Annotated in this window: 16 protein-coding genes; 6 read left to right on the top strand and 10 right to left on the bottom strand. The window is 60.6% G+C overall.

The window, feature by feature from the left end; translation table 11 throughout:
- Nucleotide 1 precedes the first annotated feature (1 nt).
- From DTX69_RS27400 to DTX69_RS27385, 4 genes are all read right to left on the bottom strand, one after another.
- Nucleotides 2–439, bottom strand: a complete 438-nt coding sequence (locus tag DTX69_RS27400; RefSeq protein ID WP_119304776.1) for a VOC family protein — start codon at nucleotides 437–439, stop codon at nucleotides 2–4.
- Nucleotides 440–611: 172 nt separating this feature from the next.
- Nucleotides 612–962 carry a VOC family protein gene (locus DTX69_RS27395; protein ID WP_119304775.1) on the bottom strand — a complete coding sequence of 117 codons (351 nt, stop codon included), beginning with the start codon at nucleotides 960–962 and terminating at the stop codon, nucleotides 612–614.
- Nucleotides 963–964: 2 nt separating this feature from the next.
- The gene (locus DTX69_RS27390) at nucleotides 965–1,375 is read right to left on the bottom strand and encodes a VOC family protein (protein ID WP_119304830.1); all 411 of its coding nucleotides are present in this window, start codon (nucleotides 1,373–1,375) and stop codon (nucleotides 965–967) included.
- 69 nt (nucleotides 1,376–1,444) lie between these two features.
- The gene (locus tag DTX69_RS27385) at nucleotides 1,445–2,293 is read right to left on the bottom strand and encodes a helix-turn-helix domain-containing protein (protein WP_162917614.1); all 849 of its coding nucleotides are present in this window, start codon (nucleotides 2,291–2,293) and stop codon (nucleotides 1,445–1,447) included.
- 215 nt (nucleotides 2,294–2,508) lie between these two features.
- On the opposite strand from DTX69_RS27385, the gene bufA2 reads away from it, so the two are divergent.
- Nucleotides 2,509–2,766: a BufA2 family periplasmic bufferin-type metallophore gene (gene bufA2 / locus DTX69_RS27380; protein ID WP_119304773.1), complete on the top strand. Its 258-nt coding sequence runs from the start codon at nucleotides 2,509–2,511 to the stop codon at nucleotides 2,764–2,766.
- Between the two features lie 108 nt (nucleotides 2,767–2,874).
- Here the strand turns inward: bufA2 and DTX69_RS27375 are convergent, their stop codons facing one another.
- Nucleotides 2,875–3,327 carry a GNAT family N-acetyltransferase gene (locus DTX69_RS27375; protein ID WP_119304829.1) on the bottom strand — a complete coding sequence of 151 codons (453 nt, stop codon included), beginning with the start codon at nucleotides 3,325–3,327 and terminating at the stop codon, nucleotides 2,875–2,877.
- Nucleotides 3,328–3,506: 179 nt separating this feature from the next.
- Here DTX69_RS27375 and DTX69_RS27370 point away from each other — a divergent pair, with 179 nt between their 5' ends.
- The 4 genes from DTX69_RS27370 to DTX69_RS27355 all read left to right on the top strand — a co-directional run bounded on the left by DTX69_RS27370 (nucleotide 3,507) and on the right by DTX69_RS27355 (nucleotide 6,476).
- Entirely contained in the window at nucleotides 3,507–3,902 is a 396-nt protein-coding gene (locus tag DTX69_RS27370; RefSeq protein WP_162917613.1) for a hypothetical protein, read from the top strand.
- Between the two features lie 25 nt (nucleotides 3,903–3,927).
- Nucleotides 3,928–4,233 carry a hypothetical protein gene (locus DTX69_RS27365; RefSeq protein WP_162917612.1) on the top strand — a complete coding sequence of 102 codons (306 nt, stop codon included), beginning with the start codon at nucleotides 3,928–3,930 and terminating at the stop codon, nucleotides 4,231–4,233.
- Between the two features lie 142 nt (nucleotides 4,234–4,375).
- Complete coding sequence (locus DTX69_RS27360) at nucleotides 4,376–6,034, top strand: peroxidase family protein (RefSeq protein WP_162917611.1); 1,659 nt, start codon at nucleotides 4,376–4,378, stop codon at nucleotides 6,032–6,034.
- Nucleotides 6,035–6,083: 49 nt separating this feature from the next.
- Complete coding sequence (locus DTX69_RS27355; RefSeq protein ID WP_119304769.1) at nucleotides 6,084–6,476, top strand: hypothetical protein; 393 nt, start codon at nucleotides 6,084–6,086, stop codon at nucleotides 6,474–6,476.
- Here DTX69_RS27355 and DTX69_RS27350 read toward each other — a convergent pair.
- The 5 genes from DTX69_RS27350 to DTX69_RS27330 all read right to left on the bottom strand — a co-directional run bounded on the left by DTX69_RS27350 (nucleotide 6,473) and on the right by DTX69_RS27330 (nucleotide 13,353).
- The gene (locus DTX69_RS27350) at nucleotides 6,473–8,518 is read right to left on the bottom strand and encodes a BTAD domain-containing putative transcriptional regulator (protein WP_119304768.1); all 2,046 of its coding nucleotides are present in this window, start codon (nucleotides 8,516–8,518) and stop codon (nucleotides 6,473–6,475) included. The two genes, DTX69_RS27355 and DTX69_RS27350, sit on opposite strands and share 4 nt — an antisense overlap.
- A 321-nt stretch (nucleotides 8,519–8,839) precedes the next feature.
- Nucleotides 8,840–9,028: a tautomerase family protein gene (locus tag DTX69_RS27345; protein ID WP_119304767.1), complete on the bottom strand. Its 189-nt coding sequence runs from the start codon at nucleotides 9,026–9,028 to the stop codon at nucleotides 8,840–8,842.
- 58 nt (nucleotides 9,029–9,086) lie between these two features.
- Nucleotides 9,087–10,016, bottom strand: a complete 930-nt coding sequence (locus DTX69_RS27340) for a DMT family transporter (RefSeq protein ID WP_119304766.1) — start codon at nucleotides 10,014–10,016, stop codon at nucleotides 9,087–9,089.
- A complete protein-coding gene (locus DTX69_RS27335; RefSeq protein WP_119304765.1) occupies nucleotides 10,017–12,080 on the bottom strand; it encodes an oxidoreductase in 2,064 nt (687 codons plus the stop codon). It abuts the gene before it with no gap.
- A gap of 88 nt (nucleotides 12,081–12,168) precedes the next feature.
- Nucleotides 12,169–13,353, bottom strand: a complete 1,185-nt coding sequence (locus tag DTX69_RS27330) for a YcaO-like family protein (protein WP_162917610.1) — start codon at nucleotides 13,351–13,353, stop codon at nucleotides 12,169–12,171.
- A gap of 750 nt (nucleotides 13,354–14,103) precedes the next feature.
- Between DTX69_RS27330 and DTX69_RS27325 the strand changes: the two genes are divergently transcribed.
- The gene (locus tag DTX69_RS27325) at nucleotides 14,104–15,528 is read left to right on the top strand and encodes a YcaO-like family protein (RefSeq protein ID WP_162917609.1); all 1,425 of its coding nucleotides are present in this window, start codon (nucleotides 14,104–14,106) and stop codon (nucleotides 15,526–15,528) included.
- Nucleotides 15,529–15,641 lie beyond the last annotated feature (113 nt).

Below are 15,641 nucleotides of genomic sequence, written 5' to 3'. Positions count from 1 at the left end.
CTCAGGTGAGTTCTTGGGCGAGTCCGATGAGAAGCCCTTCAGGCCCACGGATGTAGCAGAGCCGATACGCGTCTTTATACTGGACTACTTCGCCTACGAGCTGCGCGCCGCGCGTGCGGAGCCTTTCAAGCGTCTCGTCGATGTCGTCCACGGCGAACATGACGCGGAGGTAGCCCAGGGCGTTGACCGGAGCGTTCCGGTGATCTGCGACGACAGGCGGCGTGAGGAAGCGGGAGAGCTCGAGCCGGCTGTGGCCGTCCGGTGTGCGCATCATGGCAATCTCGACACGCTGATCGCCCAGTCCAGTGACACGTCCGGCCCATTCTCCTTCGATCGTGGCCCGTCCTTCGAGCTCGAGGCCGAGTTCGCGAAAGAAATCAATCGTCCCTCCAAGGTCTTCGACGACGATTCCTACGTTGTCCATCCGCTTGAGCGCCATGTTTGCAATCTCCAAGGTGTCGTTCCAATCCACAAGGTGTCGCCTAGTCTAACAACGGACGCTTGAGGTGCCCCCAACACCGGCGGCCATCCAGGCCCGACTCGCTGCTGTCCACATCAGAAGCTTGAATCATGGACCGCCTCAAACCGCCACCCCGTTTTCAAACGGTCTCTTAGAGATGCACGAGAATGTTGACGAGCTTTCCGAACGGGTCACGCACATAGAAGCGGCGCACGTTCCAGGGTTCTTCGGCGGGGCCGTACTCGATCGGAATCTTCGCGTTCTTCATACCCTGTAGCGCGGCATCCAGATCGTCGACCTCGATCGAAAGATCCGGCACCGGTGTTCCCGAGCCGCCTTGTGATGCGACGCCGACCTGCACAGTCATTTTCTCAGCCGAGCCGTAGGTCACAAGCCAGCCGTGATCCATCAGGATGTCGAGGCCGAGGATATCCTGATAGAAGTGCTTGGCTGCGGCCACGTCTTTGGTCGAAATATTGGCGACAATGCGTTTGACCTTCATGCTCATGACTCCGCATAGGGGTCGTACGTGCCGAAGCTCCACAAGTGCCCATCGCAATCGCGCACCGAATATTCGCGCGAGCCGTACTCGGTATTGGCGAGCGGCCGCTCGATCTTCGCTCCGGCCGCTTTGGCGCGCGTGTAGTGCACGTCGATGTCCGGCACGACGACATAGGTGCCGAAGTGCTCCGTTGCCCAAGGGTTCTTCGGGTCCGGCTTGCCGCCGGAGCCCATCATGATCATGCCGGCGCCGAGGCGGAGCTGCGCGTGCGCCACCGCGTTGTTCTCGCCCGGCACCACGAACTGCTTCTCGAAGCCGAACGCCTTGTTCAGCCATTCGATCGCCCGGGGCGCGTTCTCGTAGCGCAGGCAGGGAAAGATGTTCGGTGCGCCGGTTTTCGATTGGTCGGCCATGACGCTCTCCATTCTCTGACACGATGCCGCCACGCTAGAGCCAGCGCCGGGGCTGGTCTTGGATGAATTTTACCCGGCGATTCCACCACCGTCGGGCAGCAAGGCTGCCTGGAACTCGCGCGGGGTTCGGCCAGAATAGCGGCGGAAGTCGCGGTTGAAATGGGCTTGGTCGTAATAGCCGCAAGCAATGGCAAGGTCGGCCCAGCTCTCCTCGTCGGCGGCCCTGATGCGCTCGACCGCGTGGGCGAAGCGCAGGATGTTGGCGACTGCCTTCGGGCTGAGGCCGATCTGGGCGTGGAAACGCTGGATCAGGGTCTTGCGGCTGCAGGAGAGATCGCGGCTGAGCGCGCCGATGGAGCGCGCGCCGTGGGTCGCCTGCAGGTTCTTCAGCGCCCAGGCGACGTCCGGCGACATCGGCCGGCCGTGCCGCAAGCGCTCCAGCAGGAAGCGGTCCATGAGATCGAAGCGCGTCGGCCAGTCCGCAGCGTCCTGCAGGGAATCCACGAGGCGCTCCGCTTCGCCGTCGCCGAGCAGATCGCCGAGATCGAGGCAGCGATTGGCGATGTCGGACATGGTGATGTTGAGAAACCGATAGGCGCCGAGCAGCGTGAAGTTCACCTGGAACCCGCTCTGCCGGCCTTCATATTCGGTGAACACGTGCACGTCGTGCAGCCCGGCCAGGAAGGAGCGATAGAGGCGCCGCTCCAAAGGCCGGTCGCCATTGACGATGTCGATGCTCGGGCCGAACGTGACGATCATCGGGATGCCATCGAACGGCGGCTGAAGCCGGCGCATCGGCACGCGCGCAAGCTCCCGATAGCCCTGGTAATCGATGACATAGGGCTGGAGCCCCGCATCGGGCGCGCGCGTGATGAGCGCCCAATTGTGGGTGCCGGAGCGATGAACGTTAACCTGCACGCCTGATCCGTTGCCTAGCATTGGTTCCTGGCATCCGATCTCTCCCCCGGCACGTAGAGACTATGCGCTGCGCCACGCGAGGTCCAGCGCCGCACGGCACCATGAGATGGACAGCGCCGGGGCACTCTCACGTATTGGTGATTTCTCCCCGGGTGCTCTCCCTCCTTACGGTGATGCTGCTGCGATCCGTGACTCCATGACAATGGGAGGAGACGATGAGCAATATGCGTATCGCTTCGGGGGCGTCCCTGGCGGCCGCGGCGGCTCTGCTACTGGTGGCGGGCTGTTCCAGCTATGACAAGCCGACCCAGTCGGCGGAAGTGCAATGTTCGGGCATCAACGCCTGCAAAGGCCAGAGCGCGTGCAAGACCGCAAGCAGCTCATGCAAAGGCCTCAACGCCTGCAAAGGCCACGGCTGGCTTCCGACCGCCTCGGCCGAGGAATGCACCAGCAAGGGCGGCACTGTCCTCTAGCCGCGATCTCCCTCTCTTTCAGCGGGCGCCGGCCGGGGGTCGGCGCCCGCTTTTTGGATGAGTCGCAGACGATCCGATAGAGTGCTTGGCACATGCCGGTTCCAATGATCAGAACTGCTTCTCCATGAACAGGCTGAGTGGGTCGGGCTGGTAGCTACCGAACGGGCCGCGCTCGACGTAGCCGAACTTGCGATAGAGCGCGATCGCCTCCGGCTGCCTGATGCCGGTCTCGAGCTGCATGAGCGTGACGCCCTGTTGCGCGGCCGCGCGCTCGAGCGCTTCCAAGATCGCGCGTGCAATGCCCTTGCCGCGCGCGACAGGGGCCACGAAGACGCGCTTCATCTCCGCTTGGCCGTCCGTGCCAAGCACGAAGGCACCGCAGCCGAGCGCCCGCCCGTCTTCCCGCGCCACCAGCAGATGAACGTGCGGCTGCGCCAGGGAATCGATGTCGACGAGGTGGTTGCTTTCCGCCGGATAGAGCGACTGCATCAGCGCGTCCGACTGACGGATGAGGGTGATGACGTCGTCCTGGCGGGGGGATTCGCGAGCAATTGAGAGCACCACAGAAATTCCGTTCGTCGTTGATCGATCTGCAATCTAACCGACGCGCAGAGCCCGCGCATCAGCGTGAAAGGAGCAGCTAAATACTTGTGATTCCAGAGATTCGGTTATTCACGCTGGCTTCACGGCACTTTTGGTCATCTTGCCCCCGTCACCACTCATACCGAGGGAGAACCACAATGCAGACTTTAACAGCTTTGGAAAGGGCAGCCTTGATGGTGCCAGACCCGATCACCGTCGCGCATGACGTCAACCAGACGATGTACGACGCGCTCACTCCCAAACCAGTCGATGCCGAGAAATACGATCTGGCCCTGGTTCCGCAGCAGGACTGGAATGCGACAACACCCGACTGGACGGAGCAGCTGACGTCCATATTCCAGGCGGTGCGCCGGAAGTACCCGGTCCTGCCGCCGCGGCCATCGCAGCAGGATATTGCTGCCACGTTGGCACTGCCACTGGCGACCACGCATCAGCTGATCGTCGGGAGAATTTTTTCGCCATCGCTGCGACACGCATTCAAGCGCCGCGTCCTGGGTTCCACGACCAAAGCCCCGGCGCGCCAGGCGAGTTGAATGGCGGCGGCTGAGGGAGAGTACGATGCCTACCCGCATACAGGTGAACTACGACGTGAATCGAGCCATGTTTCACGTCCTGGTGCCGACATTGATCCCGGAGGATGAGTATAACGTTGGCTTGAAGCCAGCGAACCTGAACATCGGTCCGGAGCCATGGGCAGATCGGCTTTCGGCGATCTTCGAAGCACTGCGTGCGAAATACGCCGAACTGCATGCGGAAGATATTCGTATCAAGGCGGTGAAGACGTACGATCGGCCGCTTGCGCACACCAGGGACAGCATCGTTGACGAGATTCTTCACGCCAGCCTTTGGTTTCCGACGGGGTGATCAGGAGCGGGCGGCGCACATGATGTGCCGCCCCTAACCCACACGCATTTTGACACAAGCGGGATACCGCAAGCACGAGTAGCATAGGCCTTCGTCGCCGATCTGTTTGGGCAAGCGGGTATCGCTTTTCGCGGAGGGGAACATGCGGCACGGTAATCTTTCCGACATTCATGGCAGCAATCTCTCGTCAGCAGCATCGGCGAGCGGCAGCGAAGGCACGCACGTGCAATGCCCGGTCAAGCACTACAGCAACCTGTTCGCTGCGGGCACGACGGCAAAGCGCGGCAGCGCGGCACTGGACAGGAATGCGATCGCCGAGATCGCGGATGCGCGATCCAGCGGTGTCGATGATCCGCCCAAGGACGATCGCGACAACATCCCTGCGGGATATACGTACTTCGGCCAGCTGGTCGTGCACGACCTGACCCAGAGCATTGCCGGCTCGGGGCAGGGCGGAGCATCCGTCACGCTGCAGAATCTGATGACGCCGAACCTCGACCTGGACACGATCTACGGCGGCGGTCCGACGCAATGCCCTCACCTCTATCAGGCGCCGTATGAGGCGGGTTATCTGAACCGGCCGCAGGATATCGAGGATGACGGCCAGTACCTGTTCCATCTGGGGCGTACTGCCAAGGCGGCACTACCGGAGAATTGGGAGCAGGGCGAAGGCCTTCCCTATGACCTTCCGAGAGCCGGTGCGGCCGGGGGGTGGTCTGCAGGGACAAGCATAACGCCGTTGGTACGCGACGCGCGCAACGACGACAACCTTATCCTGGCACAGCTCACGGCGCAGTTCATGCTCGTGCACAATAGGGTTGCGCGCTACCTGCATCACAATGGCGATCCCGCCGACGCGAACCGGCCGCTGTCGAAGAAGGAGAGCTTCGAGCTCGCGCGGCACTTCGTTCTGATAGCATACCGCCGCATCGTCGTGCACGACTATCTGCAGCTTCTCCTGCTGCCTGCGGTCTATGGCGATCTGAAAGCCGGAAAGATCGCATCGCAGGACCATCTGCCGATCGAATTCGTGTTCGGTGCTGCGCGCGTCGGGCACGCGATGGTCCGCGCGGCGTACACGATCAACAATCATATCGGTCTGGGTGCCAGCGGCCTGGGCCGGCTGATGTCGTTCTCCTCCAGTTCGCCGGGCGCCAATCTGCCGCTGCCGGCGGACTGGGTCGTCGATTGGCGCCAGCTGCTCGAGATGGACGATGGAGAGATGGAGGATCGAGTTACGCCGCAAAGCGCCCGGCGGATTTCGCCATTCCTGGCGCCGACCTTCGTTCATAGCGATCTCAAGAACCGACGCACCGACTTCGAGGGCTCGCTCTCGTTCCACGATCTCTGGCGGTGTTATCAGTTCGAGATTCCCACGGGGCAGGAGTGCGCGCGCCAGCTGTTCGGCTCTGCGTCGAAGAAGATTCTGACACAAGAGGACATGCTGCCAAGACCGGCATTCTCCAACCTGCACCCGGCGGAGAAGCTGACGGCCGCACTGCAGGCGCATCCAGAATTCCTGACGGAGACGCCGCTCTCCTACTATCTGCTGCAGGAAGCCGCGGTGCTTGGCGGCAACGGACGCTACCTCGGGCCGCTCGGCTCCCACATTTTCGCGGCGGCGATCCTGTATGCGTTGAAGAAAGCTCCGCAGACCTATGCGACGCCTGCAGGGCAAAGGGGGCTCGACTTCGATCGGATCCTGAAACCCACCGGCATCGTGAAGCTGCCGCACCTGCTGAAGGTCCCGGCGATGCCCGATGCCGATCTTGCCGAGGTCATCGTCAAAACACTGGCTTAGACTGGAGCACACATCCAGCAAGCAACATCGTCAGACAAGGAGCCCGCACATGGCAAAGCTGCGCGTAAAGGACAAGGTTGAACTGGGCGAACTCATCATCAAGGCTGCCCAGGATATTGGCGGTGCAAGGCGGCAATTGGTTGAAGACCCGATCGGGACGCTGAGCAAGTTCGTCGACATTCCGGCCGACAGGGAAGAGAACGGCAAGATTGTGAAGCACACCATCATCGTTCACGAAGATACCCGTGACGTGACGCACATGGTGCTGCCGTGGAAGGACGACGTCGATCGGGCCATGGACCGCATCGACGAGCAGACCAGCGTCTATCCGCTCGAATACCGGCCGGGAACGCCGGACTATATCGATGATAGCCGCTTCCCGCGTAAAGCCATGTTCTTCCGCTTCGGGGAATACATGTTCGGCCGCTGCAAGCACGGCTAAGACGACATTCGGCGTGCGAGGGCCTGTACCTGCTGCCGTATCATCGCGAGGCCGTCTGCAATCAGCTGGCGATCGGCCTCAAGGCGAATGGGGAAGGCCGTGGCAAACCACGTACATAGGTCCTCGCCGTTCGGGTTCGACGGGCCTGCCCAACATCTGCGCATGTCCTCCTGATAGCGGTCGAGCGCAGAACTCGCGGCTGAAAGCTGGCCCAGATGGGCATGCGACACCGCCGCCCAGCCCTGGATGTCAGGGAACAAGTCGGGCACGCGATTGACCGCCTCGATGCAGGCCACGAAGTCGCGTCCGAGAAAATCGATGCTAGCACGATATCCATAGTAATAAGGCTGCGGAAACGGGTTGAGGTCGAAGGCGCGCCGCGAAAGCTCCCGGGCGCGTGGATGATCACCGCAGAACGCGCTCGCCAGTCCGCACGCCAGCAGATTGTCCGGGCTAGAGGGATTGAGTTCGTACGCCAGGCGAAAGTGCAATTCCGCCGACTCAAAGCGGCGCGCGAGAAGGTGGCTCCACCCGAGATTGCCTTGCGTAAGGTTGTTCAGCGGGTCCAGCGCCACCGCGCGCTTGGCGAGCTGGTACGCCCGTTCGCGGTTCCCCTCATCAGCGATCGCGCCGGGATGGACAATCCAGCGAGAATTCAGCACTGAGGCCCACCATGAGTAGGCGTCCGCCAAATTGCCGTCCAATTGCACGGCACGCGAGAACAGCTCGACCGCCTTTTCTTCGGTCTCAGGCTCCCAGATGTTAGCCATGACCCGACCTTCCAGCCAAAGGTCATAAGCTTGGCGCCGTTCGATCGATCGCCCCGCGACTCGTCGCAACCGGGCGGTCACCAAGCTAATCTTGGTCCGGGACGCGATCCTGCAGCAGATGTCATTCAACGCCGCGAGCCAGTTCTCCGACGAAGCAGGGTATTGATCGGAGATCACCACAGCACGGCTGTCGCACTCGACCAGCCTTACATTGATGGCCGTTGCGCCGGCGACCGCGGCAATGGACGCGACGAGGGCAAAATCCACGCCGCGGGCCGACAATTCAGCGAGCGCAGCGTCAGCACTCGACTGAACCTTCTCTTCCATTGGCGTGCCGGGGACAGTCACGGTCCAATCCTTGAAGCGGCACAGGGTGGACACAAGCTCCTGCATGAAGGCCTCTGAGAGGTACCTAAGCTGATCAGATTGCTGCGCGCTCGGCACCGAAAGAACCGCAATGATCGGAACGCCGTGGCGTCCCGCCTCCGGCTGAGGCGCGATCGCAGGCTCCAAGGAAGCCGGTTCCACAGTCTTTGGCTTGCGGCTGGCACCGCTCCGGCGCGCGGCGAGGCCTTCGACAAAGTCTACCAGCCCTTCCGATGGCTCGACCTCGTATTCGCGGAGCAATCGTGCACGGTATCGCTCAAAATAGGCGGTCGCGGCGGCGATATTGCCCTCCGCCGCCAGCTGCTCCATGTGAATGCGGACGGCATCCTCCTGATAGGGATCGAGCCGCTCGATCGCGCGGGCCAGGTCAACCCGGTCGCGCGGCTCGATGCCCGGGCGCTGCAGGAGTACCAGCATCTCGCGCACGAGGATCTCGGCATTGCGTTCGCGCTCGACCAGAAGCCAGTTGTCGAAGGTCGGATCGTCCGCCTCCAAGCCCGGCATCAAGGTGAGATCGGGCGCTGACAGCAGGTGACGGCAATCCGCGGTGCGCGCGGCGGCAAGGTTGGCTTTCAGGTCAACAACGTCACATCTGATCTGCGACCGATCGATGCGCACGCTTTGCCGGTCGGCATTGAGAAAGGCGATGCCGGCAGCCTGGCCAACCCTCCGTAGCTCTGCCACGCAATGCCGCAGGGAATCATAAGCCTGCTCGATTGGGCTCTCACTCCACAGCAGTCCGGCCAGTTTCTCGCGCCGCTCGCTGCCTAGGTCCGATAGCAGCAGATAGCCGAGCAGCCCGCGTGCCTTGCGCGAGCGCGGCGAGACATCGCGGCCCTTGGGGTCGCTGAGGCTGAATCCGCCAAGCAGGTGCGCCGTCAACATGCGGTTACTACGTCCCAGTTCCTGCTCGACTCAGAGGAATCCCGAGGATCGTCGCCCAGCTCCACGACTCTTCTTCCCAGTACATATGGCTGGTTGGCAAGCCCCACCGATGCGCGTTTGATGAGGAAAAGAAGCGAGTGGCCGGGCGAAGGCAACCGCACACATGTTGGTGAGCTTGTGGACTTTTCCGTTATGGGCCTAGTCGGGCGAGAAAGTGGCCATAGAACTCTCTACCAACTGAGCCAACGATCGGCCGGTCGAGGCCCCTAAGCTCTGTTCCAATTCCCGAACCGCACCGCTGATCTCAGCGCCCGCAGCTGATCATGGTCGCTCTGAGAACGGCACGCCGCCAAGGGCCCAGTCGGTCCACTCCCTCTCCTCAATAATTACATAGATGCTTTCCGGATCGCTCCCCATCACTTCCGCATACGTGTTGGTTAGTGCACGAATGAGCTTCTTCTTCTCCTCCTGCGTTCTTCCCTTCAAGAACTCGACTCGAATTAGTGGCATGGCATCCTCCGTTTTCAGCTAGCGTGCCTTCACAGAGCGCAGGTGCTTTCTCCTAGCGCTACGTTACGCCCGTGCGGCTGGTCTTGCGGCCTTCCTGATATGCGATCCCTGTAGCAGACAGCACAATCAGAATTACCCCCAACAGGCTGCTCGCGCTTACCTCCTCCCCGAAGACCAGCCAGCCACCGAAGATGCTAAAGCCGATCGACGTATAGACCGCGACGGAAACACTTATCGGGTGTGCCCGAGCAGAGAACCAGAAGAACGCGACTGTCTCCAGCGCGGTGACTATTCCCCAGAAAAGCACAGCACCTGAGACGGCCGATACATCCAACGGATCACCAATCTCATCGCGTCCGAGAAGCACCATGCTTATGACAAAGCAGACGGTGATAAGAAGTGTGTGGGCGCTCTCGCCTGCGGCCACCTGTATCGAAGTGCTATCCGTTGGAAATGCCCTGCACACGAACACCTGATTGACTGCGTAGGAGAATGGAATGAGCACTACCGCCAGACTCTTCATGCGAAGAGCGGTGTCTCCGTCAGCGATGTCCGGAAGAACGCTTATGATTGTGCCGCAAACACCAAGGATAAGCGACCAAGCCGCCAGCGTGGATAGCGCTTGCCCCAGATAGAACCGGGTTATGAGAGCGACAAATGCGGGAGTCAGCGCAACGGCAACGGTGAGAATGTAGAGCGGCACCGTGTCTGAAATATAGATTCGGACGAGAAGCGGAAAGAAGAACCCAGTCAACGCCGAAGCTTGATAAAATCGCCACTTCGTAACGATGGAAAGGAGCGAGTGGCGGGTCGCGACATTGTACGCACAGAGCAGTATGGCAACTGTGGCGGAGGCGCCAAGCAGAAAGGCGGACGGAGACATATTGGTGATGGCAGAGTATTTGACGATAGCCGGCTGAACACTCCACAGGACGCCAAGCGTCACAACCCCGAATGCCTGCTTACTGATCGTGTGTTCCCGGGTCATCTAGGCCGCCACCAAAGAGTCGGCTTCAATTATGGTTCTCGCAACGCGATGGGCATCGTAGGTGACATGCACAAGCGTCCCAGGGGCTGACGCGTCGCCTGCCAATGTCGGTCGCACTGTCGGTAGGGCGATGAACGGCGCATCATGGAGTTCGCGGTTCGGCTCTCGTGCGGTCACTAGAACGATCGCATCATGGGCAACCTCAACAACCGACCCGACAAACACATTCTCGAGCTGGCACCAGTTCCTGGAAATGTGCGCCATGCGATAGTGCGGTAGAATTGTGATGCCACTCCTTATCATCCTGGATTGATAGTACGTCTGCTCCATCGTCTTATGTGTCCAGACCGCCACCTCGGCGGCCGGTGTCACGAAGGTAACGTGACATCCCATCGCGGCAAGGTGCTCAGCAACCAAGCTCCCAACGTAGTAGTGCTCGTCGTCGTAAACCGTTACGGACTTCGGCCAGTGAGTTTGACCACCTTGGATTCGCCTCAGCACGTCGTCAGGCGTCAACGGAACGGCATCGCCGTCGATCTGTACTGGAAAATGACAGGACTGACCAATGCCGTCTTTCCGCCATCGCGAACCCGTCGCGAGAATGATGTGATCGTAGCGATCCGACAACCACGCCCCCGCCACCGCACGTGTACTGGTCTTAATCTTGACGGCAGGGTCCTTGAGCAACGCTTCATGTCGCCAGGAGACGAGGTCTCGCCATCGACTCATGCCGGGCAGCAGTGACTCCAAAGTCACACGACCGCCAACATAGTCTTGCTGCTCAACGATCGTTACCTCATGCCCGGCTGCGGCGAGTAGCCTGGAGCACTCCAGCCCTGCCGGGCCCGCGCCCACTACCAGGCAGCGCTTTCGCGATACAGCACCAACATGCACGGGATGCCAACCACGTCTCAGCTCCTCGCCTGACGTCGGGTTTTGTGGACACCGGATCGGCGCGCTGGAGAAATCGCTTGCGACGCAGAGATTGCATGCCACGCACTTGATAACGTCGTTCCCTCTTCCGCTGGCGATCTTCTTCGGAAGGAATGGGTCGGCAATCGACGGACGTGCCGCACCGATCAGGTCCACCACGCCCTCCAGAATCAGTTTCGTCATGATGTCCGGCTGGGTAAAGCAGCCCACACTCACGACTGGCTTGGTGGTCAACGCTTTCACCCGCTTCACGACTGACGTCGCAATGTCGCCGCCACCAAATTGTGCCGATCCAGAATCGTTTCCGTAGCCGCCGACCACGATGTCCCAAAGATCAGGCAACTCCCCGACGATGGCAAAGAATTCTTCAAGTTCGGACTTGCCGTCGACGGGAGACGCCAACAGCTCATCGAGGGTTATGCGTACAGCCACCGCGCACTTCCCTTGCACCGCATCGATTGTGTCTTCAATGAGTTCCCGCAGTAAGCGGACGCGATTCTCTAGCGCGCCGCCGTATTGATCGGTTCTCTTGTTGTAGCGCAGTGACAGGTACTGGGCAGGCAGCGACAGCACCAAGCTGGCATAGACATATATGATGTCAAAGCCTGCTTTCAGCCCGCGGACAGCCGCCTGCGCATGCCACTCCCGAAGGGTCTTTATGTCTTCCAGGCTCATCGCTCGGCAGTGGCCTGGTTCAGGCAGCGTGGGAAATGTTTGTGTCAGCGGCAGGCAACTTGGGCCGAGGACATCGTCGCGAGTAATCGCGTTCATGACATTCAAGCCGCCATGGGACAGTTCCAGCGCAGCCAAGGCACCGTGCCGGTGGATCGCATCGACGCTCAGCGCAAGCCCGGCGATGTGGCTGTCGTCCCAAAGCCTGCCTTCTATGTACGGCGTCATGTCTGAAGAGGAATGAATTTCGGTCTGCTCGGTGCCGACGACGCCCCATCCACCCTCAGCTCTGACTTCTCGGAACTTGGCGCTTGCCTTCGGATCCCGGAAGCCAAATCCCGTTGCATAGGGCGTCTGATAAAATCTGTTAGGAGCGACGACCGGTCCGATCCTTACAGGCTCGAATAGAATCTTGTGCTTCGGATTGGTGTAGCAGGCCGGCTCTATCGAGATCGTCATCTGGAACTACCCCACGAGAATGTGGCCGGCACCCCACGGCCCGTCGGAGCGATGTATGGCATCCCTACAAAGTCTCATCACCGAAGCCCTACGCAATAGGATGAGGTGGGCAATGTTGCTCCCACACTAGGTTCCCGTAATGTCGACTGTAGCTTTCCCGATTGGCCTCGCTGTGGTGCAATCTGTGCAGGCCTGGCACAAGAGCGCGGACGACTTCAAATCCCCTCTCACGGATAGAAGGTAGAGTGATGTCAGCAAGCCATACCTCGTAGCCTTTGACTGACAGGTTATTCAGCAGACACTCGCACGAGGGCACGGAAGCGACTGGCTCAGGGTCCACTCCGTCCCGCTCCGCTCTTCGCAGGCAGAAGTCCAGTTCTGCGTGCCGTGCCACATCCCACCAGTAGGCGACACGATCCATGCCACACGAGATCGATTGCCTGGACTTGACATTCAGGGCTGCAAATTCCGCCGCGTGTTGGCGCAGAACTGTGCGTCCTTGGACCGATTCGAGTATCGCCTTTTCGAGTGCGTTGCTAAAGTCCAGGCACGCTGCCGCACCGCCAGACAAGAAGGGACCTCGTCCTGTTTCGTCGAGTGCCATACACAACACCGTCGGCACGGCCAGATCAGATGTGATGTCGAAGAGTAACAGCTTGAGTCGGAAGCCCTCGACATAGCTGACCAGTTCAGCGATCGCGCTTGGCAATGCCGCGAATGGCTTCATGCGTTCAGGGTCCGAGAACGCGGCGGCCACAGAGTCACGCTCTACGTGTTCGAGTACAGCAGCAGTGGTCGCGCGTCGCGTTCCAATTTCACCAGCGGCCAGGCCCGCGCTCGTTCTTTCTGAGAGGAGTTGCCATTCCGACGCATAGTCGGCGGACAGAGAAATCAGCTGCGCTGGACATGTGCTGACCTCACCGGTTCGTGCGTTCAACACGGGCCACTGCTCTAACAGCCCGAATTGATGGTCTATGACCTCGTGATGCTCCGGGAGGGATGCAAAGAACGCGTCGCGAAATGCGCGCGGATCAGATGACTCCAGCGTCTGCGATTGGGACGAAACCGGCCCTTTGTCTCTGGACGGTCTATGGAACAGTGCGCAGATGCTTTCCAGACACTCTCCCGCTGCCTTCATCTCAGCAAGCGAGTGCTCCGCCGCAATTCCAAATCCGCTCAGCGATTGGTCAGAGCCCTCGCCAACTACATCATGAGCATTTGCCCCATCTGCCGCATAGACGATGTAGCTCGGGAAGAACGGCTCATCGTCCATGCATGGTATTGCGTATGGCTCACTCACGATCTGCGAGAGGGCACGTAAAGGACTATGTCCGCAATCCTCCATTGACGCGCGCCCCCCTTACATCGACTTACGTTTCGATGGCTAGAACGGAGGAACGCTCAAACGACAGAGGATCTGAGCGTTCCCCCGCAGACGAATACTTTTTTGGCGGCGGTTAGATGCCTGCCGCGACCTTGCAACGACAAAGCTGTTGCGGCGAAATCGTTACGTCGCTTCTGCAGCGAAGCATCTCTTGAGGAAGGGGTGCCAACTTGCACCGAAGCAGCGGTTGCGGCGAAATCCTTGAGTCCGCGAAGGACTTGTGCTGGACAGCCGAAGTTACAGGCGTACCTGCCCTTGTCATGAGCATCTCCTTCCGCTTTTGCTAGATGTCTGAGGTTAGCGGGGCACTCTTATCCACCCAATTGCCCCGCCCGCGTACTATTATACGAGGCCAATCTTGTCAATACGCTCGTCGACAATTTTCGCTCTTTGAAGCGCTGATAGCGTGTGTGAAGGTCGAAGCAACATGCACGTCGCCAGAGTGTACGAGAAGGCTCTCGCGCGAATACTCGAGCGTGCCATACATGCGCGCAGCGAAGAGTCCTTCGGCGTTGGACCGCGAGACTATCAAGTGGATGCGTCAGCTTTTGCGTATGAGGTTCGCCTCAACGCATAGCAATCTTGTGCGGCTTGGGTCATGCTACCTTCCATCGTCTCGCAGCAATCATGATTGGAAACATGATTCTCTCCTCCGCGCATGGCGAGCTGGCAAGTCGTTGGTCTCACGACGCAGCCTTCCATGCGCAGAGCACCGACGATGAGAAAACACTGTCGGATTTGGCGCGCGTCGGATTTGTTCAGGCGATGAACGCACAGCCATCGGAAGCAGCGTGGCGCTGGAGCGGCGCGCATGCGGCGGCCGATCGCGCGCTGCTGGCCCTGCTGGCACGATTCGATCTCCACCTCGAGGTCGGCGTGGCTGCAGATGAGACGGTGTGGATCGCAGCTGCAATCCAGGAGCATGGCAGCGAACCGCGCGAGGCATTCTCGGGAACCGGACTTCGTTCCGACGAAGCCATCCGCGCATGCCTTGGCGAGTTTGCGGAATTCCAGTCGTGGCTCTATCGGACAGGGGACAGCGCCAAGCGGTGCGATTTTCAGGGGTTGGCTGAGCGGGCAATCAACCCATGGGATCTGCTCGGCTTCGCATCGGCGCAGCGCGATCAATGGCGTGCCCTCAACGTTTCCTGGCAAGGTTATGACGCCATCCCCGCGCCGGACGCATTCGATGGCGAGATCGATTGGACTGGGGTCGAAGCGCTGACGGACCAATCCATGCGTTGGTTGCCATCGCAGATCTGCTTCGGACACTACGGCGCGCGCGCGGACTGCACCGACCACAGCTGGCGCGGCGACAGCAACGGATGCGCAACAGGCCCGACGCGGGACAGCGCATTGGCGCATGCGCTGCTCGAACTGGTGGAGCGCGATGCGACCGGCATTTGGTGGTATGCCGGCGTGCAGCGGCCTGCGGTGCCGCCGTCGCTGCTCGATAACGATCTGCTCGCCCAGGCGCTGGCAGCGCGCGAGCGCATGGGCCAACAGCTCCGCTTGCTCGACCTGACCCACGACCTGGAGATCCCGGTTATCGCCGCCATCCTGAGCGACACAGATGGGAACCTGCTGGCGCTTGGCTTCGGTTGCCACGCCGACCGCGTGCGCGCCGTCCGCTCCGCCTATCGCGAGATGCGCCAGGTGGAACTGTCCATCGCGTTCGCCAAGCGGCGGGTGGCGCAGGCCGGCGACGCAGCACGCGCGGAGGATCGCCGATTGCTGACCTGGCTGACGAAGGTCGGCCGATTATCGCACCTGCAGCCCGGCGAGACGCTGGTTGCGCGCCGCCCACCCAATGTCGCCTGTGACGACGAACAAACGATCGAGCTCGTACGCGAACGGCTGCGCCGCGTCGGGCTAGAGGCCTATGTCCTTGATTTGCGGCGAACAGAGATCGGCGTGCCGGCAGTGCGCGCCTTCGTCCCCGGTCTCTGCCATTTCAAGCCGCGGCTTGGTTTAAAGCGATTGATCGACGTGCCGCGTGCGCTGCGCTGGCATGATGGGAGTTTCGGACCCCAGGACCTCAGCGATCTGCCGCTGCTGATCTAGAGCGTGATTCCTTCATTCTGGAGCGTATCCTGAGTTTCTGAAGTAGTTAGCGCATTCCTGTGGTGTGAAGACGTCGATGAGCTGACCGATGCCGCGCCAGGTGGTTTCGATGG

The organism is Dongia deserti, from assembly GCF_003574735.1.
Lineage (GTDB): Bacteria > Pseudomonadota > Alphaproteobacteria > Dongiales > Dongiaceae > Dongia_A > Dongia_A deserti.
Note: the sequence above shows the minus strand (reverse complement) of the source record. Positions and strands in the feature narration are given on the sequence as shown.

Excerpts from the sequence above, each read along its gene's own strand:
- DTX69_RS27400 (WP_119304776.1), bottom strand. The coding sequence starts at position 439 with ATGGCGCTCAAGCGGATGGACAACGTAGGAATCGTCGTCGAAGACCTT.
- DTX69_RS27395 (WP_119304775.1), bottom strand. The coding sequence starts at position 962 with ATGAAGGTCAAACGCATTGTCGCCAATATTTCGACCAAAGACGTGGCC.
- DTX69_RS27390 (WP_119304830.1), bottom strand. The coding sequence starts at position 1,375 with ATGGCCGACCAATCGAAAACCGGCGCACCGAACATCTTTCCCTGCCTG.
- bufA2 (WP_119304773.1), top strand. The coding sequence starts at position 2,509 with ATGAGCAATATGCGTATCGCTTCGGGGGCGTCCCTGGCGGCCGCGGCG.
- DTX69_RS27370 (WP_162917613.1), top strand. The coding sequence starts at position 3,507 with ATGCAGACTTTAACAGCTTTGGAAAGGGCAGCCTTGATGGTGCCAGAC.
- DTX69_RS27365 (WP_162917612.1), top strand. The coding sequence starts at position 3,928 with ATGCCTACCCGCATACAGGTGAACTACGACGTGAATCGAGCCATGTTT.
- DTX69_RS27360 (WP_162917611.1), top strand. The coding sequence starts at position 4,376 with ATGCGGCACGGTAATCTTTCCGACATTCATGGCAGCAATCTCTCGTCA.
- DTX69_RS27355 (WP_119304769.1), top strand. The coding sequence starts at position 6,084 with ATGGCAAAGCTGCGCGTAAAGGACAAGGTTGAACTGGGCGAACTCATC.
- DTX69_RS27350 (WP_119304768.1), bottom strand. The coding sequence starts at position 8,518 with ATGTTGACGGCGCACCTGCTTGGCGGATTCAGCCTCAGCGACCCCAAG.
- DTX69_RS27345 (WP_119304767.1), bottom strand. The coding sequence starts at position 9,028 with ATGCCACTAATTCGAGTCGAGTTCTTGAAGGGAAGAACGCAGGAGGAG.
- DTX69_RS27340 (WP_119304766.1), bottom strand. The coding sequence starts at position 10,016 with ATGACCCGGGAACACACGATCAGTAAGCAGGCATTCGGGGTTGTGACG.
- DTX69_RS27335 (WP_119304765.1), bottom strand. The coding sequence starts at position 12,080 with ATGACGATCTCGATAGAGCCGGCCTGCTACACCAATCCGAAGCACAAG.
- DTX69_RS27330 (WP_162917610.1), bottom strand. The coding sequence starts at position 13,353 with ATGGACGATGAGCCGTTCTTCCCGAGCTACATCGTCTATGCGGCAGAT.
- DTX69_RS27325 (WP_162917609.1), top strand. The coding sequence starts at position 14,104 with ATGATTCTCTCCTCCGCGCATGGCGAGCTGGCAAGTCGTTGGTCTCAC.